The sequence below is a fragment of the Mycobacterium colombiense CECT 3035 genome (assembly GCF_002105755.1).
Lineage (GTDB): Bacteria > Actinomycetota > Actinomycetes > Mycobacteriales > Mycobacteriaceae > Mycobacterium > Mycobacterium colombiense.
In genome coordinates this window covers 2,275,308-2,300,289 of the sequence record NZ_CP020821.1, presented here as the reverse complement: position 1 = coordinate 2,300,289, position 24,982 = coordinate 2,275,308, and the positions used below count along the sequence as shown (strand labels likewise).

At 64.7% G+C, this 24,982-nt stretch carries 26 protein-coding genes; 12 read left to right on the top strand and 14 right to left on the bottom strand.

Going from position 1 to position 24,982, the window contains the following annotated elements:
- Window positions 1-10 precede the first annotated feature (10 nt).
- Together B9D87_RS10530 and B9D87_RS10525 are read right to left on the bottom strand one after the other, a co-directional pair.
- A complete protein-coding gene (locus B9D87_RS10530; protein WP_007769965.1) occupies window positions 11-2,113 on the bottom strand; it encodes a molybdopterin-containing oxidoreductase family protein in 2,103 nt (700 codons plus the stop codon).
- Window positions 2,114-2,252: 139 nt separating this feature from the next.
- On the bottom strand, window positions 2,253-2,909 hold the full coding sequence (locus B9D87_RS10525) for a TetR/AcrR family transcriptional regulator (RefSeq protein ID WP_007769966.1): 657 nt from the start codon (window positions 2,907-2,909) through the stop codon (window positions 2,253-2,255).
- 194 nt (window positions 2,910-3,103) lie between these two features.
- Here B9D87_RS10525 and B9D87_RS10520 point away from each other — a divergent pair, with 194 nt between their 5' ends.
- A complete protein-coding gene (locus tag B9D87_RS10520) occupies window positions 3,104-4,045 on the top strand; it encodes a TIGR03619 family F420-dependent LLM class oxidoreductase (protein ID WP_040629673.1) in 942 nt (313 codons plus the stop codon).
- 37 nt (window positions 4,046-4,082) lie between these two features.
- Window positions 4,083-4,658: a carboxymuconolactone decarboxylase family protein gene (locus tag B9D87_RS10515; protein WP_007769968.1), complete on the top strand. Its 576-nt coding sequence runs from the start codon at window positions 4,083-4,085 to the stop codon at window positions 4,656-4,658.
- 13 nt (window positions 4,659-4,671) lie between these two features.
- Here the strand turns inward: B9D87_RS10515 and B9D87_RS10510 are convergent, their stop codons facing one another.
- Together B9D87_RS10510 and B9D87_RS10505 are read right to left on the bottom strand one after the other, a co-directional pair.
- Window positions 4,672-5,820: an acyl-CoA dehydrogenase family protein gene (locus tag B9D87_RS10510; RefSeq protein ID WP_007769969.1), complete on the bottom strand. Its 1,149-nt coding sequence runs from the start codon at window positions 5,818-5,820 to the stop codon at window positions 4,672-4,674.
- Window positions 5,821-5,830: 10 nt separating this feature from the next.
- Complete coding sequence (locus B9D87_RS10505) at window positions 5,831-7,369, bottom strand: AMP-binding protein (RefSeq protein WP_007769970.1); 1,539 nt, start codon at window positions 7,367-7,369, stop codon at window positions 5,831-5,833.
- Window positions 7,370-7,415: 46 nt separating this feature from the next.
- Between B9D87_RS10505 and B9D87_RS10500 the strand changes: the two genes are divergently transcribed.
- Genes B9D87_RS10500 through B9D87_RS10480 form a run of 5 tightly spaced genes read left to right on the top strand, consistent with a single transcriptional unit; the run spans window position 7,416 to window position 10,369 of the window.
- Window positions 7,416-7,850, top strand: a complete 435-nt coding sequence (locus tag B9D87_RS10500; protein WP_007769971.1) for a PaaI family thioesterase — start codon at window positions 7,416-7,418, stop codon at window positions 7,848-7,850.
- The gene (locus tag B9D87_RS10495; protein WP_007769972.1) at window positions 7,847-8,302 is read left to right on the top strand and encodes an FAS1-like dehydratase domain-containing protein; all 456 of its coding nucleotides are present in this window, start codon (window positions 7,847-7,849) and stop codon (window positions 8,300-8,302) included. The genes B9D87_RS10500 and B9D87_RS10495 overlap by 4 nt, the downstream gene beginning before the upstream one ends.
- Complete coding sequence (locus B9D87_RS10490; protein ID WP_007769973.1) at window positions 8,299-8,721, top strand: MaoC/PaaZ C-terminal domain-containing protein; 423 nt, start codon at window positions 8,299-8,301, stop codon at window positions 8,719-8,721. Before B9D87_RS10495 ends, B9D87_RS10490 begins: the two co-directional genes overlap by 4 nt.
- Window positions 8,718-9,806, top strand: coding sequence for a zinc-dependent alcohol dehydrogenase (locus tag B9D87_RS10485; RefSeq protein ID WP_007769974.1), 1,089 nt, complete (start codon window positions 8,718-8,720; stop codon window positions 9,804-9,806). Before B9D87_RS10490 ends, B9D87_RS10485 begins: the two co-directional genes overlap by 4 nt.
- Window positions 9,803-10,369, top strand: a complete 567-nt coding sequence (locus B9D87_RS10480) for a carboxymuconolactone decarboxylase family protein (RefSeq protein WP_040629675.1) — start codon at window positions 9,803-9,805, stop codon at window positions 10,367-10,369. Before B9D87_RS10485 ends, B9D87_RS10480 begins: the two co-directional genes overlap by 4 nt.
- Before the next feature lies 1 nt (window position 10,370).
- Here B9D87_RS10480 and B9D87_RS10475 read toward each other — a convergent pair whose 3' ends face one another.
- The gene (locus B9D87_RS10475) at window positions 10,371-11,342 is read right to left on the bottom strand and encodes an acyl-CoA dehydrogenase family protein (protein WP_007769976.1); all 972 of its coding nucleotides are present in this window, start codon (window positions 11,340-11,342) and stop codon (window positions 10,371-10,373) included.
- Window positions 11,342-12,565: an acyl-CoA dehydrogenase family protein gene (locus B9D87_RS10470; RefSeq protein ID WP_238553397.1), complete on the bottom strand. Its 1,224-nt coding sequence runs from the start codon at window positions 12,563-12,565 to the stop codon at window positions 11,342-11,344. The genes B9D87_RS10475 and B9D87_RS10470 overlap by 1 nt, the downstream gene beginning before the upstream one ends.
- A 34-nt stretch (window positions 12,566-12,599) precedes the next feature.
- Here B9D87_RS10470 and B9D87_RS10465 point away from each other — a divergent pair, with 34 nt between their 5' ends.
- The 3 genes from B9D87_RS10465 (at window position 12,600) to B9D87_RS10455 (ending at window position 14,875) form a co-directional block, all read left to right on the top strand.
- Complete coding sequence (locus B9D87_RS10465; protein WP_007769978.1) at window positions 12,600-13,403, top strand: enoyl-CoA hydratase-related protein; 804 nt, start codon at window positions 12,600-12,602, stop codon at window positions 13,401-13,403.
- Between the two features lie 89 nt (window positions 13,404-13,492).
- A complete protein-coding gene (locus B9D87_RS10460; RefSeq protein ID WP_007769979.1) occupies window positions 13,493-14,167 on the top strand; it encodes an enoyl-CoA hydratase/isomerase family protein in 675 nt (224 codons plus the stop codon).
- Between the two features lie 27 nt (window positions 14,168-14,194).
- Window positions 14,195-14,875, top strand: a complete 681-nt coding sequence (locus B9D87_RS10455) for a GntR family transcriptional regulator (protein ID WP_007769980.1) — start codon at window positions 14,195-14,197, stop codon at window positions 14,873-14,875.
- Here the strand turns inward: B9D87_RS10455 and B9D87_RS10450 are convergent.
- From B9D87_RS10450 to B9D87_RS10415, 8 genes are all read right to left on the bottom strand, one after another.
- Window positions 14,872-15,780: an NAD-dependent epimerase/dehydratase family protein gene (locus tag B9D87_RS10450; RefSeq protein WP_007769981.1), complete on the bottom strand. Its 909-nt coding sequence runs from the start codon at window positions 15,778-15,780 to the stop codon at window positions 14,872-14,874. The two genes, B9D87_RS10455 and B9D87_RS10450, sit on opposite strands and share 4 nt — an antisense overlap.
- A 36-nt stretch (window positions 15,781-15,816) precedes the next feature.
- Window positions 15,817-17,283 (bottom strand): class I adenylate-forming enzyme family protein, encoded by a 1,467-nt coding sequence (locus tag B9D87_RS10445; RefSeq protein ID WP_052002492.1) that lies wholly within the window; start codon window positions 17,281-17,283, stop codon window positions 15,817-15,819.
- A gap of 46 nt (window positions 17,284-17,329) precedes the next feature.
- Window positions 17,330-18,061 (bottom strand): SDR family oxidoreductase, encoded by a 732-nt coding sequence (locus B9D87_RS10440; RefSeq protein WP_007769983.1) that lies wholly within the window; start codon window positions 18,059-18,061, stop codon window positions 17,330-17,332.
- The gene (locus B9D87_RS10435; protein ID WP_040629679.1) at window positions 18,048-18,935 is read right to left on the bottom strand and encodes an SDR family NAD(P)-dependent oxidoreductase; all 888 of its coding nucleotides are present in this window, start codon (window positions 18,933-18,935) and stop codon (window positions 18,048-18,050) included. The genes B9D87_RS10440 and B9D87_RS10435 overlap by 14 nt, the downstream gene beginning before the upstream one ends.
- 171 nt (window positions 18,936-19,106) lie before the next feature.
- Window positions 19,107-20,252, bottom strand: a complete 1,146-nt coding sequence (locus tag B9D87_RS10430; RefSeq protein ID WP_007769985.1) for a thiolase family protein — start codon at window positions 20,250-20,252, stop codon at window positions 19,107-19,109.
- Window positions 20,253-20,276: 24 nt separating this feature from the next.
- A complete protein-coding gene (locus B9D87_RS10425; RefSeq protein WP_007769986.1) occupies window positions 20,277-21,047 on the bottom strand; it encodes a crotonase/enoyl-CoA hydratase family protein in 771 nt (256 codons plus the stop codon).
- Complete coding sequence (locus B9D87_RS10420) at window positions 21,044-21,808, bottom strand: SDR family NAD(P)-dependent oxidoreductase (RefSeq protein WP_007769987.1); 765 nt, start codon at window positions 21,806-21,808, stop codon at window positions 21,044-21,046. Before B9D87_RS10420 ends, B9D87_RS10425 begins: the two co-directional genes overlap by 4 nt.
- 30 nt (window positions 21,809-21,838) lie before the next feature.
- Window positions 21,839-22,627, bottom strand: coding sequence for an enoyl-CoA hydratase-related protein (locus B9D87_RS10415; RefSeq protein WP_040629680.1), 789 nt, complete (start codon window positions 22,625-22,627; stop codon window positions 21,839-21,841).
- A 203-nt stretch (window positions 22,628-22,830) separates the two neighbouring features.
- On the opposite strand from B9D87_RS10415, the gene B9D87_RS10410 reads away from it, so the two are divergent.
- Together B9D87_RS10410 and B9D87_RS10405 are read left to right on the top strand one after the other, a co-directional pair.
- Window positions 22,831-23,862 carry a CaiB/BaiF CoA transferase family protein gene (locus B9D87_RS10410; protein ID WP_238553399.1) on the top strand — a complete coding sequence of 344 codons (1,032 nt, stop codon included), beginning with the start codon at window positions 22,831-22,833 and terminating at the stop codon, window positions 23,860-23,862.
- A gap of 34 nt (window positions 23,863-23,896) precedes the next feature.
- Window positions 23,897-24,964: a TIGR03617 family F420-dependent LLM class oxidoreductase gene (locus B9D87_RS10405; protein ID WP_007769990.1), complete on the top strand. Its 1,068-nt coding sequence runs from the start codon at window positions 23,897-23,899 to the stop codon at window positions 24,962-24,964.
- Window positions 24,965-24,982 lie beyond the last annotated feature (18 nt).

The window sequence follows — 24,982 nt, the reverse complement described above, 5'->3', positions numbered from 1 at the left end:
GGATCCTGCCTCATGAATTCGCGGTGTTGACCTTAGGGGCGGGTTCAACGGCCACCCACGTTTCATTGAAGGCCGACATCTGTGACAAGGGATCTTCCTCCGTCCGTGCAGTGAGGAGGTTCCGGTTCGCCCCTAGGACGTCGGGCGGTTCCGAACCCGTTGGGTCGAATACCCGCGACCCCCAGCCGTGTTCGATGACGACGACTCCGCGACGTGGTGCATCGGTCACGTCGGCTATCAAATCGATAGACCCGGTAGCGGACCTGACGCGCACGAGGTCGCCTGACCTGATTCCGGCGTGCGCCGCGTCGTGTTCGTTCAGCTCGACTCGATTGTGGTCGAGTAGCCGGCGTGCCCCCGGCAGGTCGTTGAGGAAAGAGTTCATCGAACTTCGGCGTCGGCGGTTGCCAACTTGAAGCGGCAGGTCTGGCGGTGGAGCGGGCCTTGGGGACCTCAGCTGACGCTCCAATTCCGCCACAAACGGCTTGGGCGCCAACTGGATACGTCCATCCGGCGTGCGCAGCATATTGCGAGCATGGCCGAACGTCTTACCCCCGAGCACGACACCGTGCGGATGGGTGATGACTTCTTCCCACGTGATTTGCCCACCGCGTTCCAGAGCGCGTCGGCACGCTGTCTGGAGCGAATAGGGTGGGTCATCCGCTCCGAATCCCGGCAGACCCATCGCCCGCCCGAGGCCGTCGAAGAACGCCGACTCGGGTCGAACGGTCAGCGGTGGATCCACTGCTTTTGGAGTGAACTGTGCGAACGGCACCTCTTGGGTGATCGATGCGAAGGGCGCGAACTCGTCGCGTTCAAGCCAATGTGTACCCGGGATCAGCCAGTGAGCGTGCCGATGGCTCTCGCGCTGCACCATATCAATTGCGATGAAGAGTTCCAGGTCTGCGAGCGCTTCGTCGAGAGCATTCCCTTCCGGCCCAGTGATCACCGGGTTGCCGTACGCCATCACCAAAGCGCGGATCCGGCCGTGGCCGGGGGTAAGGATTTCCCCGGGGAGCTCGGCGACAGAATGGCATCCTTCGATGGCCGGCCGGCGGGCGATCCTCGAGACGTGCGGAGCTGGCTCGTAGGCCGGCAATCTGGGCGGCGTGAATCCTGGCTGAAAGTATCGTCCACCAGGGCGGTCCCAGTTTCCAGTGACGACGTTGAGCACCTCGGTGAGCCACAGGGCGAGCGTTCCACGGCGGGTCTGTGAGACTCCTGTTCGCGCCAAGGCGATCGCGCTTCGGGCGCTGCCAAATCGAACCGCGGTCTTTTCAATCGCGTTTGGCGGCACACCCGCCCGTTGGGCGAGTGCCTCGACATCGATACCGACAAGGAGTCGCCGCAAGTCGTCGACCCCGCTTTCGGCTGCGCAAGCCGACCTGTCTTCGAGGCCCCTGTCGAAGATGATCTTGAGCATCCCCAGCAAAAATGCCCAGTCTTCGCCCGGAACCGTGGCCCAGTGGGCGGTCGCCGCTGATGCCGTTGCGGTCCGGTAGGGATCCAGCACGATTAGATCGGCGCCGTGCTTCACGCGATCGAGCACCCTGTTCCAGCCATTCGGAACCGAGGTGATCCACAACAGCTTGCTATCGGCGGGATTCGTGCCGACAAACAAGAAGCAATCGCAGGCGTCGACGTCCGGTATCAACGGCAGCATCGTGACACCGAACATTTCGCCATTGACCACGGCCTTCGCGTTGGTATCCACGGATCCCCAGTTGAAGATGCTGTGGCTGCCGGCCGAGGCCATGAATCGCCTCAAGGCTGTCATCGCTGCGGGGTCGTAGCCCATTGGATTACCGAAATAACAACCGAGGGCGTCTGGGCCGCCGCGCTCGATGACACCCCGAAGCGCGTCGGCGATCTCGTCGAAGGCGTCCTCGTAGGTCGCTGCGACATAGCGATCACCGACCCTACGCATCGGCGTAACGACCCGCCTGGGATGTTGGACGAGCTCACCGGCGGTTCTTCCCTTGACGCAGAAGTCCTTCCAGGACAATGGGTTCTGCTTGTCCGGGCCAATGTGGGCGACGCGATTTTCCTCGACCGTCACAGTGAGTCCGCAACGCTGTCCGCAGATCCGGCAACTCGTGTAAACCTTCGCCATCCGGACTCCTCGCGCGCGCTTATAATAAGCTGAAGATATAACTATATACGCTGGGGCGATAGTGCGCAGCTATGTTGCCAAGCACTGCAGCACCCGCCAGCCAGGTTGCCGGACTCGGCGCTGCGGACCAGATACCACGTCAGGTTTGAAGTTTCGCCTCGAGATGGTTGCGAAGGCCGGCGATGATGGTCCTGACACCGAACGCGAAGAAATCGCGGCCGCGAACGTCGTTCAGGTGGGGCAACATTCGGGCGACCGTGTCGGCATTGTCTTCCGGCTGCATGGAGTAGATCTCCTCGGCATGCAACACCACCTGGTATCTGCCGAACAGGTATGTATGGATCATCGCGTAGGTCAAAAAGATCTCGGCGCCTTCGAAGCCGGCCGAGAGCAGGATGTCCATGATCCCGTTCATCAACCGCCGGTCGGTCGACAGCATCCGCTCCAACAGGATTTCCGCCATGCCAGGGTGCTCGCGCAACTTGGCGTCGATCTCGTCGACAATCAGGTGCAGTCGTTCTTCCCACGAGCCGACGATTGGGTCTGGCAGTGCGACTTCGGCCAGCATTTTCCTGGCAACCAGATCGAGCAATTGTTTTTTGTCGTCGACGTACCAGTACACCGCCATTGCGGACCGCCCCAGCTCGCGGGACAACCGCCGCATAGACAGAGCGTCCAGCCCTTCTTCGCGAATGACGCTCAGCGCCGCGTCCACGATCTGGTCTTCGGTCAACGTGGCCGGCCGGTCCCGTCTACTGGTGGCGGTGGTCAGCTTGGCTGAATCATGAACCGGCACGCAAAACTCCGCCCTAATCGGTTAGCGATATCGGGTGATTTTACAGCGAAAAGTCCTCGACGGGGCGGTATGCGCCAGATCCTTTACACCGTAAGGACGGGCGCCTATTGTCATTACATACAAACATTTATCTACTTGGACGTCGTTCGCGCACCATCGGGTGGCTCGGCGACGACCCCTGATCGGGAGAGACGATGAAGTTCCACGTGATGCTGCCCGGTTGTGTCGACACCCCCGCCGTCACGCAGCCGTGGGAATCGCAACTGACCGGAGCTGACGTGCTCCGAATCGCCCAAGCGGCCGATGAATGTGGATTCGAAAGTGTCTTTATCCCAGAGCATTTCGTCGTAAACACCGCTCACACGGAAACCACCGGCCGCCACTTCCTGGATTCGACGACTGCCCAAGCTGTGATAGCGGGTGCCACGAAGCGCATCAAAGTCGGTTCGATGGTGACGCTGGTTCCGTTGAGAAACCCCATCATTCTCGCGAAATCTCTGTGCACACTCGACTGGTTGACCGGTGGGCGGGCGGCGATGACTGTCGGATTGGGATGGCAACGCGACGAGTACGACGCCCTCGGCGTGCCCTGGGAGGAGCGTGGTGCCCGCACCGATGACTACCTGGCCGCGATGTTCGAACTGTGGCACAGTGATTTCCCGCAATTCGACGGCAAGTACACCTCTTTCAGCGACATCGTTTTTGAACCCAAGCCGGTGTCGAAACCGCATCCCACCATTTGGATTGGCGGTGATGCAACTCCCGCGTTGCGGCGAGCTGCCCGTTTCGGTGACGGCTGGGCACCATGGCTGACGCCGCCTGACCAGATACCGGAAAAGATCGACCGCATACGGTCGAGCCCAGAGTTCAACGACAGGCCGTTTTCGGTGTTCTACTCGTTGATGTCGCTGCTGATCGGGCTGGGTGAATCCGGACATGAGAACCGCGCCATAAACGGCTTCGACGCCGCCACCGACGCGCAGCGGGTAGTCGACAGTTGCGAGCGGCTCGCCGAGCTCGGAGTGACCGACACCTGGGTGCCACCGCCGCGGGTGGATGGGGTCGGCGAGTATATCGACCATCTGCGCTGGGTCGCCGACGAAGTCGCTACTCAATTTACGCACGTCGCGACATAGCGGCGGCGCCTAGTGGGCTAGGAGGAAGGGATTGGCAATGGCACGTATCGCTCCGGCACCCCAGGTCGGTGATCCCGCGGCGGATCTGAGCCCGGCAGATCGCATCAACCGCGGAATCGGCGCGATCCTCGCCCGAAGGCCGCAGATAGCAAAGCAATTCGGCGCGCTGCAGGCGGCGCTCCATACCGACGGCACGTTACCGCCTCGGCTGGTAGAGCTGCTTCGCCTGCGCATCGCTTTTCACAATCAGTGCCGCAGCTGCATGTCACTGCGCTATCAGAGTGGAATCGACGACGGCGTCACCGAAGAGCTGGTCTGTTCGTTGGAGCGCCCGGCTGAGGCTCCGGACCTGTCGGCGGCCGAGCGCAGTGCACTGCATTTCGCCGATCTGTTCGCTACCAATCACCTTGCGATCGACGACACGGTTTACGACGACCTGCGGCGCCACTTCTCCGATGACGAATTGGTGGAGCTAGGGTTGCACTGCGCAACGATGGTTGGGTTCGGCCGGATGGTCGCGTCATGGTGTTACACCGATGAGCTTCCCGAAGGGCTGAGCGCCGAGGGTGTCGTTGCGCCATGGAGTTCTGAATTTGTCGTGGCAAAGGGCTGACCTCGCGGGCGGGTCACAGGCCCAGCGACTTGCTGATAATCGACTTCATCACCTCGCTTGTGCCACCGTAGATCCGAGTGACCCGCGCGTCGGCGTACAGCCGCGCGATCGGGTACTCCGTGACGTAGCCGTAGCCGCCAAATAGCTGGAGGCAGCGATCGACCACTCGGCCCTGCAGCTCGGTGCAGAACAGTTTCACCTTGGCCGCGTCGACGGGGGTGAGCTTGCTTTCGATATGCCGCAACACGGCGGTGTCGAGCAGCGCTTGGCCAGCGGTCAGCTCTGTCTCCACCGCGGCCAGCTCGAACTTGGTGTTCTGAAAGTGGCTGACCGGTTTGCCGAACACGGTTCGTTCGCTGACATAAGACACCGTATGGTCGAACGCCGCGCGTGCCGCCGCGAGGGCACCGACGGCGATCGCCAGCCGCTCTTGGGCGAGGTTGTGCCCCAAGTATCCGAAGGCGGCCCCTTCCTCGCCGAGGAGGTTTGCGGCCGGCACAGGGACATCGGCGAACGACAGCTCGACGGTGTCTTGTACTTTGATCCCGATCTTGGGCAGCATCTTGCCGACTTCGAAGCCGGCCATGCCACGCTCGACCACCAGGAGAGACAGACCCGCACGGCGATTGTCCGGATCGGTCGAGGTGCGCGCTAGAACGATAACCAAGTCGGCGTGCAGACCGCCGCTGATGAAGGTTTTACCACCGTTCAGGACATACTCATCACCGTCGCGGCGGGCGGTGGTGGCCACGCCCGCGAGATCAGATCCCGTTCCCGGCTCGGTCATTGCGATGGCGCTGAACAGGTCTCCACTCGCGAGCCCCGGGAACCAACGTGCGCGCTGCTCTTCGTTGGCCAGGTGCAGAAAGTACGGCAGGACCACATCCATGTGCGTACGAAGCGTCCCAAGCGTGAACGTCGCCCGGTTGATCTCTTCCTGAAGCACGACATTGAATCGGTAGTCCGTTTCACCGCCGCCGCCGAACTCTTCCGGGACTGAGAGCCCGATGATGCCGAGCTCGCCCAGGCGTCGGTATAGATCCCGCGGCACGAACCCGTCCTGCTCCCAACCGGCGAAGTGCGGTTCGACCTCCTTGGCCAGGAAGCCGCGGATGACTTGGCGGAAGTCCTCTTGCTCTTCGGTGAATATGTCAATGCGCACGTGCGGCCTCCTAGGGGTTGGTGTGGATCTCGACAGCGGCGCGGATCGCCCCGTAATCCGGCTTGCCGACGTAGGTTCGGGGCACACGGTCAAGGCGAATCCACTGCTTCGGGCACTTGTAGGGCGTGAGCCGGGCACGGCAGTGCGCGCTGAGTTCGTCGTCAGCGACGTCATGCCGAGTGGCAATCACCCCGGTGACGCGCTGTCCCCATTGTTCGTCCGGCAGTCCGATGATCGCGGCGTCGGCGACGGCAGGATGATCGCGCACAACGATTTCCACTTCCTCTGGCCAGACCTTCTCACCGCCGGTATTGATGCACGCATTGCCCCGACCCAGTACACGAATCGTGCCGTCCGCGTTGACCATTGCCTCGTCTCCGATCAACAGGTAGCGGACACCGTCGACTTCGCGAAACGTTTGCGCCGTCTTGACCGGATCATTCAGGTAGCCCAGTGGTAGCCGGCCGGCGGTGGCCACAATGCCGATGTCTCCCGATCCCGCCGTGACAGGTTGGCCGTCGGAGCCGAGCACTGCCAACCCAGGGCGGGGCTGGAAGCCCTTGCCGTCGACGTCACGGCTGACCAGCGCCTCGGTCGAGCCAAAGTTGTCGATCAGCAGAATGCCCGGCAGGTGGTTGGCCAGCTTTTCGCGGACCGCCGGGCTCCACACCGCTCCTGACGACGAAAGCACCCGCAGACTATTAAGACGATCACGCCAGCGGCCGCTGTCGAGTTCTGCGAGAAGTGGTCTCGCGAAGGCATCGCCGACAATGCCCAGCACCTCGACGCCATATCGCGCTATGAGGTCAAGGGTCGCGGCGGCGTCGAAGGACGGTTGCTCGTGCAGGACGACGACGCCCCCGCCATTCAGCGTGTTGAGCGCCAGCCCCATCGCCGTGCCGTGGGCCAATGGAGATGCCGGCAACGTGGTCGGCGCGGGACTCGATGTTCGAGTGGCCAGTTCGGCAGGATCGGGTGGATCCGCGTCCGGCTTGATGACCTCCCACAGCATCCGGTAGTGCGTGTCGACCTCCCAGATGACACCGCGGGGCCGGCCGGTCGTGCCGCCGGTGTACCAGAGGATTCGATCCTGCGGGGAGAGTTCCCGTGGGGGAGGGGGTGGCGAATCGGTGGCCGCGTCGTAGTCCGCCGAAGGGGCTTCGAGGAGTAGCAGGGGCCGGTCCAACAGTTGGGCCGCCCGGGCGGCATCGGCCGCCTTGGCCGGTTCATACACCAGGGCAGCGGCGTCACAGTCCCGCAGCACTTCGGCAATTTCTTCCGCCGTATAGCGGGGGTTGACATTGGCCGGCGGTGAGCCGAGAAGCAGTGCAGCATAGAAGCTTTCGAGGATCGCCGGCCGGTTCCACAGCATTGTGCCAATCGGCCGGCCAGAGCCCACACCATGACGGTGCAGGTACCCGGCCAGGCCCGCCGCCCGCGCATAGAGTTGGCCAGCTGAGATCGTGCCCTCCGGCGTGGCAACGAGCACGCGGTCGGGGTCGATGTCGGCGAATGCCTTCAATGCCGATACATAGTGGTAGGTGTTCACGCCCGCCCTATCGCCAAATTGAATTCAAAATTGCTACCATGATGCCATGACAGATACCGACTTGAGAACCCGGCATGGGAAATCGCTGCGCTACATGTTCGGCAAGGTCCCGTTCGTCAGTGCGCTTGGACTCGAACTTGTGGACTGGGAAACGGAGGAGGGGCGCGTGGTCGTGCGAATGCCCTACACCGAGTTGGTCGACAATGGCGGTGGTACCCCGCACGGGGGTGCCATTGCGACGTTGCTCGACACCACCGGGGCCGCGGCCGTTTGGAACGGGCACGACTACAGCCGAGGGACGCGTGGCTCGACTGTCTCTCTTACCGTGAACTATCTAGGCAGCCCGCGCGACGAGGCCGTGGTGGCAACCGGCAGGTGTGTGCGCCGGGCCAAGGAACTGAATTTCGCAACGGTGGATGCCGTCAGCGAGAGCGGGCGGCCGGTCGCCAGCGCCGTCCTGACGTATCGGATCGTGCCATGAGCGCTGCCGCGGACAACAATTCCGACGAACTCATCGGGCGGACCGGAGAACCGTTCGGATTCCCCGTCGAACTCGGCAAGGTTCGCGAGTTCGCCCGCGCAATCGCATCGCGTGAACCGGCTTTCGCGCAGGGTGCGGTCACCCCGCCGACGTTCCTCATGGCGGCTGAGCACTGGCAGGCGCGTGCCAACTCGCCGTGGGGCGAGCACCGACCCAACCTGGCTCGGCTGTTACACGCAGAGCAGGAATTCGTGTTCCACGGAGCACCCCCTGCGGCGGGGGCCAATCTGCGCGGTCAGGCTCGCATTGACAAGCGGTACGTCAAGGAAGGAAAGCGCGGCGGCACAATGACATTCACCGAGTTGGTCACCGAGTACCACGACGAGGGCGGCGGATTGGTGGCCGAGGTGCGCACCACGCTGGTCGAGACCTCGAAGGCGGCGAAGCAATGACCGTGATCGAGAAGGGCGTCGAGGCCGAGCCCTATGTTTCAAAGCCGCTATCCATCACCGATTTCGTGCGCTATCAAGGCGCATCAGGTGACTTCAACCCGATCCACCACGACCACGGCATGGCGGTCTCGGCCGGCTTCGATGGGCCGTTCGCGGTGGGCATGTTGGCCGCCGGGGTGCTCGGTGGTTATGCCGCTGGATGGTTGGGGCCCGCCAACATCCGGCGTTTCCGGGTCCGCTTCGCCGAACAAGCTTGGCCCGGTGACGTTCTGACTTACACCGGCGTAGTCACCGACGTGCGCGACGGTGCGGCGGGCCAACGCGAGGTCGACGTCGAGCTGGCCGCGACCAGGCAGACAGGCGGGGTTCATGTGCGCGGCTGGGCGACGTTCGTGCTGCCCGCGGAGGAGACTCGGTGAGCACCGCAACCGCACTGGTGTTGGAGGCCCCGGAAAAGCTTGTCGCCCACCAGATCGAAATCCCCGAGCCACGCCCGGGCGAAGCCATTCTGCGTGTCGAGGCTTGCGGCTTGTGCGGTACCGACCACGAGATGTTCACCGGCGCGATGCCGGCGAGCCTGCCTTTGGTGCCCGGACACGAGGTGGTCGGCAAGATCGAAACAGCGAGTGCCGAATTCCTCCGGGCGCGCGGACTGCGCGAGGGCGACCGGGTCGCGTTGGAGGTATTCCAGCGTTGTGGGAACTGCGGCCCCTGCCGGTCGGGAGCCTATCCGTTGTGTCGTCTCCACGGCATGCGGGATTCCTACGGCAATAACCCATTGGCTACCGGATCAGGTCTGTGGGGCGGATATGCAACGCACGTCGTTTTGACGGCGGACGCTCTGGTGCATCGTATTCCGGCGAGCTTGGACCCGCTGTTGGCCACGCTGTTCAATCCGCTGGGCGCCGGAATCCGCTGGGGAACCACGGTTCCAGAAGTTTCCGAAGGCGATGTGGTGGCCGTCCTCGGGCCGGGCCTACGTGGGCTGAGCGCTGTGGCGGCGGCTTCGGCCGCGAAGGCCGGCTTCATCCTGCTCACCGGCGTCGGCGCCCGCGACGCCGGGCGCCTGGAACTGGGCCGGATGCTGGGCGCCACCGAGGCGGTCGATGTCAGCCAGGTTGATGCCAAGGCACTGCTCAAGGATCGGGTCGGCGGATTGGCCGACGTGGTAGTGGATGTGACGGCGGCAGCCCCACAGGCCTTTTCACAGGCACTGGATCTCGCTCGCCCCGGCGGCACGGTCGTGGTCGCCGGGACTCGCGGCAGCCACGTGCTGCCGGAGTTCAACCCGGACCGGATCGTCTTGAAGGAGTTGCGCGTCCTCGGAGCCCGGGGCGTGGACGGAACGGCCTACGCCGCGGCGCTGGACATGCTGGACACCGACGAGCGCTTCAAAATGCTGCCGCGGCACACCGCGGCGCTGGATGTCGGCGACGTGTCGGATCTTCTGGCGACGATGGCTGGCGGGAATAACCCTCCGCTGCATGCCGTGGTGGTCCCATGACTGATTCGGACCCTCGACTTCCGTTGCTACCGCTCGAGCAGGCCGCGCAGGCGGCGGACAAGATCGGCATCGACCCGCGTTACCTCGTCCAGCCGATTTGGACGATGCTGCTGGCGCGTCCGAAATTCGCCAAAGCACTCTATTCCGTGCTCACTGATCTCCTGTTCCGGAGCACGCTGCCGGTGCGACTGCGAGAACTGCTCATCATGCGTATCGGCTGGGCAACGGCCGCCGAGTTCGAGTGGGCCCAGCACTGGCAGGTTGCCACCCGGGCAGGCGTCGACCCTGAAGACCTTCTGGCCGTTCGTGATTGGCGATCAAGCGATCGATTCGACGCCGCCGACCAGGCCGCGCTTGCGGCCGCCGACGACGTCATCGCCGCCGGCGAGGTGTCCGACCACAGCTGGGCGGCACTGCGATCTCACTATTCGGATTCAGAGCTGTTGGAACTCATCGCCGTCGTCGCCACCTGGCACTATGTCAGCGTGCTGGTCCGCAGCCTGCGGGTACCCCTGGACGACGGTATGAGTCCGTGGCCGCCCGATGGCCGTGCGCCCGGATGAGTCAGGCGTCGACGGCGAGTGGATCCAGTTGGGGCAGCTCCGCTGATCGCGTCACATGAGCTCCCAGGGCCAGCGTGAGCTCTTCTGCGCTGCCGAGCAACCCGTCTAGTACGAAGCCGCGGCGAACGACAGGGTGTAGCGGGAACTCCCATGTCAAACCCATCGCTCCGCACACCTGCGCGGCATGACGAACGGTGACGTCAATCGCGGTTCCCGCAAGCGCTTTGGCGACCGCGGACGCTAGCGGGGATGGTTCCGCGAAGGCCAGGCGGACCGCCTCGGTGGCCGATTCGATCGCCACCTTCGCCTCGGCCAACCGAAAGCGCACCGCCTGGAAACTACCGATCGGGCGACCGAATTGACTACGCGTCGTAACGTGCGCGACGGCGGCATCGAGAGCGGCGCGCGCCAAACCGACAAGCTCGGCGGCCAGAAGACGCCTGCCGATGGCGACACCAAAGCTCCAGGGCGCATCCAGCGGCACGGACCAAGAAGCATCGACCCGCAGATCTGACTTGACCCGCTGCCACGCGCCATCGGGATCAATGCCTGCGACGATACGCATGTCGACTTCCGGTTCCGGGATGAGCAGAAGTCCAGTGGTGGTGGGTACCAAGATGTTTTTGGGTTTTGTGCCGACGCAGCGCAGTACCGCGTCCACATTCAGCCGGCTGCTGTGCACGGCGGTAGCAGGCTTAAATAAGGTGTCGCAGGGGGCCAGTGGGTAGGCGACTGCGATGTCAGTTCCGTCCAGACCGAGCGCCGCGAGCACGGCATCGTCGAGCAGACGCGAGACGAAGTTCGCCCGGCCGTGCTCTTCGAACAGCAGCGACTCGGCCGCCGGCTCCTCGGCCACGACCTCGTGCCAGCCGAGGTCTCGCAGCGCGGCGGTAACCGTCTCCGGCTGGACCCTGGAGCGGGTGAATAGTTCAGCAAGGCTGCTGCGCAGGCCGTGCACCTCTTGAGCATCCATCAGGCATTCTCCTTCGGCAGGCCCAGCACTCGGTCCGCGATGATGCTTCGCTGCACCTCCGCGGCACCGCCGTAGATAGTCGAGGCGCGGGTATAGAACCATTGGGCACGCCAGAACTCGTCTTCGTCGCTATCCGAGAACAGAAACCTATTGCGTTGCAGTGCGATTGACGCATCGCACACCCGTTGCTCGGCGGTGCCCAGTAGTACTTTGTCGATCGAGATCTCCGGACCCAGCGCTTCCCCGTCGGCCAGCCGCAGGACCGTACGTCCGCAACGCATGCGCACCGCCTGTTGGGCGAGCCACGCACCGCCGATCTGTGCCATCGCCCGGTCGTCGGTATCGTCCGCTCGCGCGGCCAGGGCGGCGACCATGCGGCCGATGTGAGCTTGGCGCACCCAGGCGTAGTTGCCCCGCTCGTATTGGAGCAGAAACATGGCCACAGCCCAGCCCTGGCCTTCCGCGCCGACCAGGCGGTCGGCCGGAACGCGCGCATCGTCGAAGAAGACCTCGGCCAGCTCGTTCTGGCCGTTTGCGAACCTGATCGGCCGCACCTCGACGCCGGGAGTGTCCAGGTCGACCATGAGCATCGAAAGTCCCCGGTGCCTGCTGTCGGCGGCGCCGGTCCGGACCAGAGTGCCGATGCACGACGCGCCGATCGCCTGGCTGGTCCAGATCTTTTGCCCGGTGATGACGTAGTGCTCGCCGTCGCGACGTGCCCGGCAACGAAGTGCGGCCAAATCGCTTCCAGCTTCGGGCTCAGAAAACCCCTGGGCCCAAGCTCGTTCGCCGGTCAGTGCCGCGGGAAGCAGGCGAGCAGCGAGCTCGGGCGCGAAGGCGAGTACCGCGGGCGCCATCGTTTCGAGAAGTTCGTACTGGACCGGTACCGGATAGTTGGCCCACTCCAGCTCGTCATAGAGGACTGAGCGGAGTACGACCGGACCGCCCAGTCCGCCCGCTGACTCGGGCCAGCCCCACCGCCCCCACCCGTGGTCGTAGAGCAGCCGCATAAATCGGCGGCCGGCGTCCAGTGCTCCCTCGGCCGTGCGCTCATGCGTGCCGTGAAATTCCTTCAGTTCCAGCGTTGTTGCCGCCAGCCAGGTCCGGATCTTCTCCCGGTGCTCGGCCACCTGCGCCGCGGTCGTTGTCAAGGCGGCGATCTCCTTCGAGGTCTGATTGGAAAATTTTGAATTCAATTTTACCGCACGCAGCGTGTCTGGCAAAGCTAGTATTGAATTCAAATGCTACGATATCGCGATGGCCGTGGACATCCTCACAGATCGCCAGGATGGGGTCTTGACGATTACGCTCAACCGCCCCGAGCGGTTAAACGCGTGGACCTACGAGATGGGCGACGCCTACTTCGATGCGCTCGACGCTGCGGACGATGACCCGGAGGTCCGGGTAGTTGTGGTCACCGGGGCCGGCCGCGGTTTTTGCGCGGGTCTGGATATGGAGGCGCTTCAGAACGCGAGTGGCGGCGTGCGCAGCATGCCGGCCGGCGGACGCCGTATGACGCACGCCCAGCAGTTCCGCAAGCCGCTGATCGGCGCCATCAACGGGCCATGTGTAGGATTCGGCCTCGTTCAGGCCCTCGCCTGCGACATCCGGTTTGCGGCCGTCTCATCGTATTTCCTTCCTGCATTCGTGCAGCGCGGCCTCAACGCCGAATATGGGACAAGCTGGCTGCTGCCGCGCATGATCGGGCAGACGCGGGCCGCCGAATGGTTGATGTCGGGGCGGCGGATGGACGCCGGGGAGGCGGAGAGGATCGGGTTGATCAACTCAGTACGGCCCGACGACACCCTGCTTGCCGAAACCGTGCAATACGCGCGCGATCTCGCCAGCTCGGCATCGCCGATCGCTTTGGCCGACACCAAGGCGCAGATCAGTGGCGACTGGTTGCGGAGCAGGGCGGATGCCGAGGACAACGCAAAGCAGAGCGCACACCTGCCGGGGCACCGGGTCGACTTCGCCGAGGGGGTCCGAAGTTTCCTCGAGCGTCGCCCGCCCCAGTTTGCGCCGTTACCGCCCCGTCCGACTGAGGAGCTGCACAAGTGAGTAACCCAACCGTTGTCGTCACGGCTGACGGACCCATTCGCACCGTGACGCTGAACAGGCCTGAGGCACTTAACGCTGCGGACGCCGATATGCACCGCAGGTTGTCCCAGATCTGGGTAGAACTCGCCGACGACCCGCAGGCGCGTGCGGTGGTGCTCACCGGAGCGGGCCGGGCGTTCAGCGCGGGTGGCGATTTCGATTTCATGCGTAGCTACCGGGACCCGGAATGCCGTTGGCGCGTCATGGAAGAGGCGCGCCGGATCGTCACCGAGATGCTGCACTTTCCATTGCCCGTGGTGGCAGCGGTGAACGGACCGGCAGTCGGCCTAGGGTCGACACTGGCCGCGCTGAGTGATCTGGTGCTGGTAGCCGACAACGCGTTTCTGGCCGACCCGCACGTGATGGTGGGCCTTGTCGCGGGCGACGGCGGGGCAGCGACCCTGCCCGCACATATGAGCTTGCTGCACGCCAAGGAATTCCTGTTTCTCGGCGACCGCATCGAAGCGCAGCGAGCAGTGGCGATGGGGCTGGCGAACCGCGTTGTTCCGGCGGCGGACCTGTCCGCCGAGGCGCACAAGCTGGCCGCCCGGTTAGCACGGCTGCCACAGCATGCGTTGCGCGACACCAAACGGGCGTTGAACCAGAGCTTGGAGCTCGCCATGGCCAGCTCCCGTAACTATGGGCTGGCGGCCGAGCGTTACAGCATGACTGACACGGACTTTCTCTCGTTCCTGGACTCCCAGGAAGACGCCAAGGCTCGATAACGTCAGCCATACCGGAAAGGAGCAAAGATGCCGAAGCAGTACGGCATCAAGGACCGCGACCGCGCCGCGGCATGGGTGATGGAACGGCTCTTCGACGGGCGGCTGCGCTCCGGTGACAAGCTGGATCGCCAGCGGATCGCCGACGAAGTTGGCATCAGCCGTGTTCCCGTACAAGAGATGCTTGGCCAGTTGGAACGTGACGGTATCGTGCGCAGCGAGTATCACCGCGCGGCACGCCTTGAGCCGTTCGACCCGGACGCAGTGCATGAGACCTATGAGCTGTTCGGTCTTGTGACGGGGCATGCCGCTGCGGCCGCCGCCCTGGCGATGACCGCCGGGTTGGCCAACGAACTCAGCGCGCTAGTTGCAGAGATGCGTGACGCGAACAAAGAGCGATTCAACGAGTTGACATGGGAATTCCGTCGACTGGTCAACACCGCAGCCAGTGGACCGCGGATGCGTGCCATGCTCTCGACGTTCCGCACCTTCATGCCGACCGCCTATACCTTGCTGCTCGACCGACCCGGCAACCGGGCCGCCATCCTTCGCCACTACCGCGGCGAATGCCGAGCCCTGACCAAGGGCGATTCCGCCGGCGCCCGCCGCGCCGCGGAGAGTCGTTGCGCGGACGAGGCCGAGATGCTGTTGACGGAGCTGGTTCGCAGAGGCGTCTTTGAGCATGCCGCTCAGCGAGGACGCCGCGGCTAAGGAGCTGTGGCAAGCAGCTCGCGGTATGCCGGATGGCCGACGTCGTCGAGAATTTCGAGCCGGGTTGGGTCCGGGATCCAGCCCAGTTCGGTCCTGGTCCTGGGCGCTCGGGAACGGCTGCACACGCTGAAATAGAGAATGGCGCCGGTTTTCCCCCAAATCTGGACTGCCTCGGCGAAATCGACAGAGCGACTTGGTACTTCGCAGTCACGGGCAATCGCTTCGGCGAGCGATCGATAGTTCGTCTCACCTGACACGGCGTGATAGAGCGCACCTGGCTGGCCGGCCTTCAGGGCGCGGGCGTAGATCGCTGCGACCTCGTCGACATGGATGTCCGAGTACAGATTCAATCCTCGGCCCAGGTAGCACACCGTGCCGGTGGCCGCCACACTGCGGTAGAACTCTTTGATCATCGGGCAGCCGCCGTGCCCCCAGATCATCGAGGGCCGCACCACCATCGAGCGCACGCCCCGCCCGGCCGCCTCCAGTACCGCACGCTCCGTTTCTCGGCGCGCTCCGATGTACTTCGACGGAACGAAGTCGTCGTTTTCGCTGAACGTGTCTTCGCTCCAATCTCCGTCGGTGCGCTGGGACAGCACCGCGGTGCCGGAGGTGAAAATAAAAGTCGCTCCGGAGCCTTCGAGGGCGGCCAGCAAGTCGGCCACAGCGCGGTTTTCCGGCTCGAGCATCATCTGCGGCGCAAACACGACCGCATCCATGTCCGCGATAGCGGCGCGGGTGTTCTCGAGGTCGTCAAGGTCGCCGAGCACCGCAGCGGCGCCGAGTTCTTCGACCCCGGCCGCCGCGCTCTCGCTGCGCACCAGTCCCGTCACCGTGTGGCCGTCCGCGATGAACCGCCGCGTCAGGGCCGAGCCGAGATAGCCGCCCGCGCCCAGTACCGTCACTCGCAAAATTGGTCTCCTCTTCTCTCTGCGGAACGATCAAAGTCGTTCGCGCAACTTGTGTTTCGCAACTTTTCCCGATGTGGTCAGGGGCATGTCATCGGTAACGACGAGCCGGGTGGGCAGTTTGAATCGGGCGAGATGCGGCGCGCAATGGTCGCGCAATTCGTCGAGCTGCAACGTAGCTCCGCGCACCAGCGATACGACCGCCACGATCGTCTCGCCCCATTTCTCGTGCGGCGCGCCGACGACGGCGCACAGGGACACCGCAGGATGGCCAGCTACGACTCGCTCGACCTCGGCCGCCGCGACGCTCTCGCCGCCGGTCTTGATCACGTCCTTCATTCGCCCGACGACGTACAGATCACCGTCTTGATCTAACTTCGCGATGTCACCCGTATGGAACCAGCCTTCCTCATCGAAGGCCGCCGCCGTCGCGGTCGGGTTGTTCCAGTAGCCGGATGTCACCGACGGACCGCGCAGGCAGAGCTCGCCGGGTGTATTGGGCGCGGCGACGTCGTCACCCACTCCGGGCGATACCAGGCGACGCTCGAGGTAAGCCAATGGTTTTCCGACCGAATCGGGTTTTGTCGCCAGCTTCTCCGGTGCCAGCGCACAGGCAACCGGGCATTCGGTCATCCCGATCGCCATGTAGATGTCTGCGCCGTGGCGGCGGAAAGCCTCCACTTGGTCACGGGGGATCGGTGCTCCACCGACGTTCAATGACCGGACCTGCGAGAGATCGGCATCCGCGAAACCTGGCGTGTTGTAGAGAACGCCGAGCGCGGCGGTGACGGTGTCGATTCGGCTGACGCGGCAGCTGACGATCGCATCGAGGGCGGCCGGCCCATCCATCTTGGGCAACACGACGATTCGTCCCCCGACGCCCCATAGATAGACCGGATTGCTGTTGCATCCGGCGGTGTGGAACATCGGCGTCATGACCAAGCCCACGTCGTCGCCACGCGCGCCGAACAGCGTACCGAGCTGATGTCCGTTGGCCAGAATCATCTCGTGGGTATGCATCACGCCCTTTGGGCGCCCGGTCGTGCCCGAGGTGTAGAGGATCAACGCGAGGTCCAAGCGATGCACCGGCAGGCGGGTGGCCGGTTCGTAGCCTTGCACCAGCCCGGCGATACTCGCATTTCCTGTGCCATCGGCCGAGATGACGTTGCCAAACCCGGTGAAGTCGTCACAGAATTGTTCGGCGGCGATGACGGCCGCCGGACGGAGATCATCGAGCACCCAAGCCCTTTCGGGTGGCGCCAGCCGGGGGTCGACCGGCACAAACACCGCGCCGAGGTCCATCGTCGCGAACATCGACAGGATCAGGCTGGGATGATTCAGGCCCGCATACAGAACCCGATCTCCACGCCTGATGCCCAGGTCGTGAAGGCCACTCGCCAACGATTCGAACCGCGTGCGGATCTCGGCGTAGTTCCACGTTTGGCCCTCGAAAGTCAGGGCGGGCCGCGCGGGACCGCGCAGCGACTGTTGCCTGAACATCTCGGGGTACGAGCCCGCCAGGGCTGCCTCCGTTTTCACCGGGACATCACCAGGGATGGCTTCCGTCGGCTCCGAAGAATCCCCCCGATGGCCCGTCCGTGCCCGCCAAAGCCAATCGAACGGCTTCGACGGCTCCCTGAGCCGGAGTCAGCGGGCCGCGGCCGGCGTTCATTTCCGTTCCGACGAACCCCGGCTCGACGGCGTTGACTTTGACGCCAGATGCGCTTAATTCCTTGGCGAAAGCCACCACGACGCCATTTAGGGCGGTCTTCGATGAGTTGTAGCCGAGCTGGTTGACCCGATAGAAGGGGCTGGTCCGGTCGGAGCCCGCGGTGAGCGACCCGGCGAGGCTGCTCATCATCACCACGTTGGCCGAAGGTGCCACTTTCAATAATGGGATAAAAGCCTGGGTGACGCGGATGGTGCCGAAAACATTGACGTCGTAAATCGCCTTGATCTGGTCGAGCGGCTCTGCGCTGGGCGCGGTGGACCAGCCGAACGCCGCACCTGCGTTGTTCACCAGAGCGTCGAGACGATCGGCCTGCTCAGTGAACGATTTCACGGCCGCCGCCACGCTGGCGTCATCGGTGATGTCGAGTTCTAACAGCCGGACATCCAAACCGGAGCTTGTGAGTTCGTCGACCGCGGCCTGCCCCCGCGCCCGGTCTCGCGAGCCGAGGAACACCGTTACGCCCGCCACCGCAAGCTGCTCGACGATGGCCCGTCCGATGCCCTTGTTCGCGCCCGTCACAACCGCAATCCGGTTATCCGTGGCCACTTTGCGCTCCTCGTAACTCGTTGATTTCGTCCATGTTCTGGGCGACGGTCAGGGGCAAGAAGGGGAACCACCCGTCACCGGCCCAGCGCGTGAATCCTTTTGCGGCACTGCTTCCGCCGTCGAGATGCAGCGCTTGTCCCGTCACGTAGCGCGACAGCCCGGAAGCGAGGAACAGCAGCGCGCCGGCCCAGTCGTCGGCCGAACCGGCACGTCCACAGGGGATGGTCGCGGCATAGCGTGAGTCGATCGCCGACGGCGACGCCCCCTCGTGGCCCAGCATCTTGACAAGCGCCGGCGTCTCGACCACGTCGGGCGCGATCGTGTTGACCCGGATGCGATCCGGCGCCAGCTCGACGGCCAGCGATGCGCTCAGACTGGTGAGTCCTGCTTTCATCGCGGCATAAATCGACATCGATGGGGCGCCGCGATGCGCCTCGATCGAGGTGATGTTGATGATCGACGCACCGCCTTGCCGGCCGGCGACCCGAAGTTGCGGAAGAAAGCGGCGTATCGCGCTTACCGGCGCGAGGAAGTTCAACCGGATCAGGCTGTTGATTGCGTTGTCGCTGAGGGATTCGAGATCCGACCAAAACGTTCCGCCGACCACGTTGACGAGAATGTCGACGCGGTCCTCCGCCGCGGCGGCCAGTTCGTCGAGAACGGCCGCTTCCCGCGCATCTCCCACCACGGTGTGCAAACCGTCGCCGAGTTCGGCGCGCAACGCCTCGGCCGCTTGGGCATCTTTGTCGACTGCGAAGACGGCAACGCCGGCGCGCACAAGCGCACGCGAACTGAGCGCCCCCAGGCCGCCCGCGCCACCGATTACCACGGCTCGCCTGCCGTTCAGCTGGGCCAGCTCTTCCAGATATCCCACCGAGAACCTCCGATTCTGGAACAACGCCGCTTGCGCAAATTGAATTCATTATTACGGTTCCGAAGGCCTAGGGCAAGGCCCTTTCGATCAGAACATGTCGACCTATGCCAGCCTGGTTGAGGGCGTTTCCGTTTCGGCGGGCGCACGTCGCCGTCGCTGTATTGAATTCAATTATGCGATTAGCTCGACGAGCGTCGCGTTGGCGGTTCCCCCGCCTTCGCACATTGTTTGCAGGCCGAAGCGCAGTCCCGATGCACGCATGTGGTGAATCAACCGGGTCATCAGAATCGCGCCGGAGGCGCCCAGCGGGTGACCGACCGCGATCGCGCCACCTAGCGGGTTGAGCCGTTCCGGCTCGGCGCCGGTGTCGGCCAGCCAAGCCAGCGGGACCGGGGCAAATGCCTCGTTCACCTCGAATGCCCCGATATCGCCGATCGCGAGACCCGAGCGTTTCAGCACCTTGGCGGTGGCCGGAATGGGTCCGGTCAAGACCATGACCGGATCGGCGCCGACCACTGCTCCCGAGTGGTATCGCACGATCGGGTTAAGGCCGAGGTCGCGAGCCCGTTGCGGTGTCGTCACCAACAGCGCGGCAGCACCATCGGAGATCTGCGAGGCATTACCGGCGTGGATCACCCCGTCGGGCCGAAACGAAGGCTTTAGTGCGGCAAGCGTTTCGGTGGTGGTGCCGCGTCGAACTCCCTCGTCGACAGTGACTGTGCCGGTTTCGGTCTGCACCGGCACCGTCTGAGCGTCGAAGGCTCGTGAGTCGATGGCCGCTGCTGCCTTGGCGTGCGACTCTGCGGCGTAGTCGTCGAGATCATGTCGCGTCAATCCCCAGCGCTCAGCGATCAACTCGGCACCCGTGCCCTGGTTGAAGTCTGCGCCGTCGTAGCGCGCCCGCGCGGTGGGACCATACGGAAGGCCACTCTCTCGCGCCGCGCCGAGCGGCACCCGACTCATCGTTTCGACTCCGCCCGCGACCACCAGATCCTGTTGGCCCGACATGACCGCGTAGGCGGCGTGATCGAGGGCCTGCTGACTGGATCCGCAGGCGCGGTTGACGGTCACCGCGGGAACGGTCTCCGGCCATCCGGCGGCCAGCACCGCGAAGCGTCCGATATTGCTCGACTGGTCCCCGAGTTGCGTGACGCAACCCCACTGCACGTCATCGACATCGGCGGGGTCGATCCCGGTGCGGCGGGCGAGTTCCATGAGCACCAGCGCGGACAGGTCCACCGGGTGCACCCCGGCGAGTGCCCCGTTTCGTTTGCCGATCGGTGTGCGCACCGCCTCGACGATCACCGCATCACGCATGTCGGTTCCTTTCCTCTCGTGTGGTCATCTGCCAGTCCAAATAGGGGTGCGTCGTTCCGCGAACGCCTTGGCGCCTTCGGCAGCGTCCGCCGAGGAGAAGACCGGCTCGACGATCGGCTGCTGCCCCGTGAACAGCTCGCTGGCTACCCAGTCCTCGGATTCGACGGCGATGCGCTTGGCGGCGGCCACCGCAAGGGGCGCGTTTCGCGCGATACTGCGCGCCAGTCCGAGTCCGGCCGCCAGCGCCTGCCCGTCCTCGACCACTTCGTTGACCAATCCGAAGTGCCGGGCGGTGCCCGCGTCGAGCGGTTCGCCGGTGAGCAGCACCTGTAACGCAATGGCTCGCGGTAGCCGGCGGGGTAGTCGCACCGCCCCGCCACCTCGAGCCACCAAACCGCGCTTGACTTCGGGTAGGCCGAACCGGGCGCTCTGCCCGGCGATCACCATGTCGCAGGCGAGCACGATCTCGAATCCCCCGCCCAGCGCCCACCCCTCGACGGCCGCGATCAAGGGCTTGGCCGGGGGCGCCTCGGTCAGCCCGGCGAACCCGCGGCCCGGTACCCGAGGCACCTCTCCCGCCGCGAATCGCTTCAAATCCATTCCGGCGCAGAATGTTCCGCCTGCGCCGGTCAACACCCCGACTGCGATGTCGGGGCTCGAGTCGAGTTCCTCCATGGCTGCCGCGATCCGTTCGGCGGCGTCCTTGGTCATCGCATTGCGCTGCGCGGGGCGGTCGATGGTGACAACCATGACCCCGTCGTCGATCGCGACGGTGACATCGCCGGTACTGGTCATCGTGGCGCCATTCGGATGGCGCCGTCCAACCGCACGGTTTGACCGTTGAGATAGGCGTTCTCCAACAGGTCGACTGCGAGCCGACCGAAATCCTCGGGGTTTCCGAGGCGCTTGGGGTGCGGCACCGATGCCGCGAGGCCGTCGCGGATGTCGCTGCGCAGTCGCCCGAGCATCGGAGTGTCGAAGGTACCGGGGGCGATCGTGTTGACGCGAATGGCCCAACTCGCGAGGTCGCGGGCCGCGACAAGCGTGATGCCGTGGACTGCGGCCTTGGCGGCCGTGTACGACGTCTGGCCGATCTGGCCGTCAAAAGCCGCCACCGAGGCCGTCAACACGATCGCTCCCCGGTCGCCGTCGAGGAGTTCTGCGTTACCCGCTATGCGTTGCGCGGCCAGCCGCAGCACGTTGTAGGTGCCGAGCAGGTTGACCCGGATCACCTCTTCGAAGCTGCTCAGGGGCCCTGGGACGCGCTCGCGGTCGATGATGCGGGTACGGTCGCCGCCTCGGCCGGCGCAGTGCACAACGCCTCGCAGCGGCCCGGCTTCCTCCGCCGCGTCCAGTGCGGTGGCCATTTGGCCCTCGTCGGTGACGTCGGCGGGGACGAACCGTGCGCCGAGGTCGGCGGCGGCCTTCTCACCGGGTGAGGTCGGCAGGTCGGCGATCACGACCGAGGCGCCGCGCGCGAGCAGCGCGGCGGCGGTTGCCAGGCCGAGGCCGGAGCCTCCTCCGGTGACGAGTGTCGATGTGCCTGAAAGGTGCATGGTTCCTCCTGTGGATGGGTCGGTCGCGGGTCAGTTACCGGTGAAGTGGGGGCGGCGCTTTTCGCCGAAAGCGGCGATTCCTTCGGCGTAGTCATCGGTGTCCATCAATTCGGTCTGCATCACGACTTCACGATCGAGCGCGGATGCGAGATCTGTGGGGGGATCGGCGAAGTGCCGTTTGAGTAGCCCCAGCGAGCGGGGCGGTCCCTGGGCGAAGCGCTGGGCGTCAGCGAGTGCCGTCGCGAGCGTCGCGTGCGGCTCTACAACCGCGTCCACCAAGCCCATCTGCAGACCTTGGTCGGCATCGAGCACGCCACCGAAAGTCATGAGTTGCTGCGCCCGGGCGGCGCCGACGCGGCGCGGAAGTGACCACGACAAACCGAGGTCGGCGGCCAGCCCGATGCCGGTAAACGACGCCGAAAACCGGGCCGCGGTCGAGGCAACGACCCGGTCGCAGGCCAGAGCGAGGCCCAGGCCGGCGGCAAATGCGGCACCGTCGACGGCGGCCACCACCGGTGTTGCCGCGCCCGCGATCGCCCGGACTATCCGCTGGGCCGCCTGCAACCGCGGCACGGCATGGTCAGGGGTCATCCGGTGCATCGTTGCCAGGTCGCCACCTGAGCAAAACGCCCCGTCGCGGCCCGTCAACACGATGGCACGCACCGCCGGGTCCGTGTCCGCCTCCTCAAACACGTCGGCCAACACCGGTCGGATGGCCAAGTCCAACGGGTTGCGGCGTTCCGGCCGGTCCAGCGTGACGACGCGGACCGCGCCCTCGTCGTGGACGCGCAGGCCATAGAGCACTCGGACGCCGCTCATTGGTCTCCTCGATTCAGAAGTTCGCTATCTGAAGATTGGCATATTGAATTCAATATAGCTACCGTTCCACCATCACCGGACCGGGAGGAGTCGAAGTGACATCACCTGAGCAGCATCCGCCGACACCGTCGGATGCCCGCGGGCCGCTGGCGGGGGTTCGCGTTCTGGAACTCGGGGGTATCGGCCCAGGCCCATTTGCGGGGATGCTGTTGGCCGACCTTGGGGCTGATGTGGTGCGCATCGAGCGGCGGGGGCGGGCCACATTGTTTCCGGGCACGCCATCGCAAAACTTACTGCACCGAGGTAAGCGGTCAATTGACCTTGACCTCAAGAGCGTCAACGGTTTACGAACCGCGCAAGATCTCGTCGCGCGGGCCGATGCGGTCATCGAGGGCTTCCGTCCGGGGGTCGCCGAACGACTCGGACTGGGGCCTACCGAGTGCCTAGTGATCAATCCCGCGCTGGTGTACGGACGGATGACCGGGTGGGGCCAGGACGGCCCGTTGGCACAGACCGCCGGCCACGACATCAATTACATCGCGCTGACGGGTGCACTTCACGCCATCGGTGCCGCGGACGGACCGCCTCAGATACCGGTCAACCTGCTCGGCGACTTCGGCGGTGGCGGAACGTATTTGGTGATCGGTCTGCTGGCCGGGCTGCACGCGGCCGCGGCGACCGGCAAAGGCCAAGTCGTCGATGCCGCCATTGTCGATGGCGTTTCCCATCTGCTTGCCGGGACGCACGCTCGCGTGGCGTCCGGGACGTGGGCCGACGAACGCGGTGCGAACCTCCTCGATGGAGGAGCCCCGTTCTATGCGGTGTACGAAACAGCTGACGGAAGGCACATGGCTGTCGGTGCACTCGAGGCGCCCTTCTACCGGGCATTGATCGCGGGTCTGGGCATAGACGTCGATCCAGATCTCCAACATGACAGTGCCACATGGCCACAGCTGCGTGCGACGATCGCGGAGGCGTTCAAGTCTCGGACGCAGGCCCAGTGGACCGACATATTTGGCGTGACCGATGCCTGCGTATCGCCGGTGCGCAGCCTGCACGAGGCGGCGCGCGACCCCCACCTCGCGGCCCGCGGCTCGGTGACGGTGCTCGGCGGGATGCTCCAGCCTGGTCGCGCACCGAGATTCTCCAGTCACCCTTCGGCCGATCCGGCGCGTCCGCCGGAGCCTGGACAACACACCGACGAGGTATTGAGCGAGTGGACCGCGACGCTCTAGAGACAATTTTGAATTCATTTAGTAGATTTATCGCATGGTCCACTTAGATGCCACGCTGTCTGACGATCTCGATGTCGCAGCAGAGGAGGCTCGTCACATCGAAGCGGACGGGTTCCGCACCGTGTGGTTGGGCGAGTCCAAATACGACCCTTTCCTGCGCTGTTACGCCGCAGCCACGGCCACCGAGCGCCTGCGGGTGGGGACAGCAGTGGCGATCGCCTTCGGGCGCAGCCCGCTGACCGTGGCCAGCACCGGCTACGACCTCGCCAGATACAGTCGAGGCCGTTTCATCCTCGGGCTCGGCTCACAGGTCAAGTCCCACATCGAGCGGCGCTTCTCGATGCCGTGGTCGCGGCCCGCCGCCAGGATGCGCGAGTTCGTGTGTGCGCTGCGCGCCATCTGGGACACCTGGAACAACGACGCGCCGCTGGATTTCGCCGGCGACTTTTACACCCATACCCTGATGCCCCCGTTCTTTCGCCCGGCCGCGCACCCGTTCGGGCCACCGCCGGTTTATTTGGCTGCTGTCGGGGAGCGGATGACCGAGATAGCAGGCGAGGTGAGTGATGGGCTGTTCTTCCACCCATTCAACACGGTGCGCTATCTCGAGGAGATCACGCTGCCGGCGGTGGCCCGTGGACGTGAGCGGGCCGGAAAGACGCTCGATGGATTCGCTGTGTGTGGCCCCGTGCTGACCGCCGTCGGTCGAACCGAGGCCGAGTTGGACAATGCGATTGCCGGCGTGCGCAATCAGATTGCGTTTTACGCGTCCACCCCGGCCTATCGCCCGGTGCTGGAACTGCACGGCTGGGTTTCCGTCGCCGAGGAACTGACGGCGATGACCAAGCAGGGGCGATGGAACGAGCTCGCCGCGCTGGTGGACGACGATATGCTGCACACCGTCGCGGTCGTGGGCGACGTCGATCAAGTCTCCCGCGCGCTGGTCGAACGATTCGGTCCCATCGCCAGTTCGATTTCGTTTTCCACGCCGTATCAGCACGACCGCTCCATCTGGCCCGAAGTCGCGAGGAAAGTGGCCGAAGTGGGAACGCACGCTGGCCGATCGGCATCGAAGAGCAGCGCACACGATCAAAATATTTAGCTATATGGCGGCCATCAC

Coding starts and splice junctions, on each gene's coding strand:
- B9D87_RS10410 (WP_238553399.1), top strand. CDS start 22,831: ATGCTGTTGGCCGACCTTGGGGCTGATGTGGTGCGCATCGAGCGGCGG.
- B9D87_RS10480 (WP_040629675.1), top strand. CDS start 9,803: ATGACTGATTCGGACCCTCGACTTCCGTTGCTACCGCTCGAGCAGGCC.
- B9D87_RS10530 (WP_007769965.1), bottom strand. CDS start 2,113: ATGGCGAAGGTTTACACGAGTTGCCGGATCTGCGGACAGCGTTGCGGA.
- B9D87_RS10430 (WP_007769985.1), bottom strand. CDS start 20,252: ATGCGTGATGCGGTGATCGTCGAGGCGGTGCGCACACCGATCGGCAAA.
- B9D87_RS10490 (WP_007769973.1), top strand. CDS start 8,299: ATGACCGTGATCGAGAAGGGCGTCGAGGCCGAGCCCTATGTTTCAAAG.
- B9D87_RS10425 (WP_007769986.1), bottom strand. CDS start 21,047: ATGACCAGTACCGGCGATGTCACCGTCGCGATCGACGACGGGGTCATG.
- B9D87_RS10455 (WP_007769980.1), top strand. CDS start 14,195: ATGCCGAAGCAGTACGGCATCAAGGACCGCGACCGCGCCGCGGCATGG.
- B9D87_RS10420 (WP_007769987.1), bottom strand. CDS start 21,808: ATGCACCTTTCAGGCACATCGACACTCGTCACCGGAGGAGGCTCCGGC.
- B9D87_RS10445 (WP_052002492.1), bottom strand. CDS start 17,283: ATGTTCAGGCAACAGTCGCTGCGCGGTCCCGCGCGGCCCGCCCTGACT.
- B9D87_RS10465 (WP_007769978.1), top strand. CDS start 12,600: ATGGCCGTGGACATCCTCACAGATCGCCAGGATGGGGTCTTGACGATT.
- B9D87_RS10500 (WP_007769971.1), top strand. CDS start 7,416: ATGACAGATACCGACTTGAGAACCCGGCATGGGAAATCGCTGCGCTAC.
- B9D87_RS10520 (WP_040629673.1), top strand. CDS start 3,104: ATGAAGTTCCACGTGATGCTGCCCGGTTGTGTCGACACCCCCGCCGTC.
- B9D87_RS10405 (WP_007769990.1), top strand. CDS start 23,897: ATGGTCCACTTAGATGCCACGCTGTCTGACGATCTCGATGTCGCAGCA.
- B9D87_RS10460 (WP_007769979.1), top strand. CDS start 13,493: ATGCACCGCAGGTTGTCCCAGATCTGGGTAGAACTCGCCGACGACCCG.
- B9D87_RS10415 (WP_040629680.1), bottom strand. CDS start 22,627: ATGAGCGGCGTCCGAGTGCTCTATGGCCTGCGCGTCCACGACGAGGGC.
- B9D87_RS10475 (WP_007769976.1), bottom strand. CDS start 11,342: ATGGATGCTCAAGAGGTGCACGGCCTGCGCAGCAGCCTTGCTGAACTA.
- B9D87_RS10495 (WP_007769972.1), top strand. CDS start 7,847: ATGAGCGCTGCCGCGGACAACAATTCCGACGAACTCATCGGGCGGACC.
- B9D87_RS10515 (WP_007769968.1), top strand. CDS start 4,083: ATGGCACGTATCGCTCCGGCACCCCAGGTCGGTGATCCCGCGGCGGAT.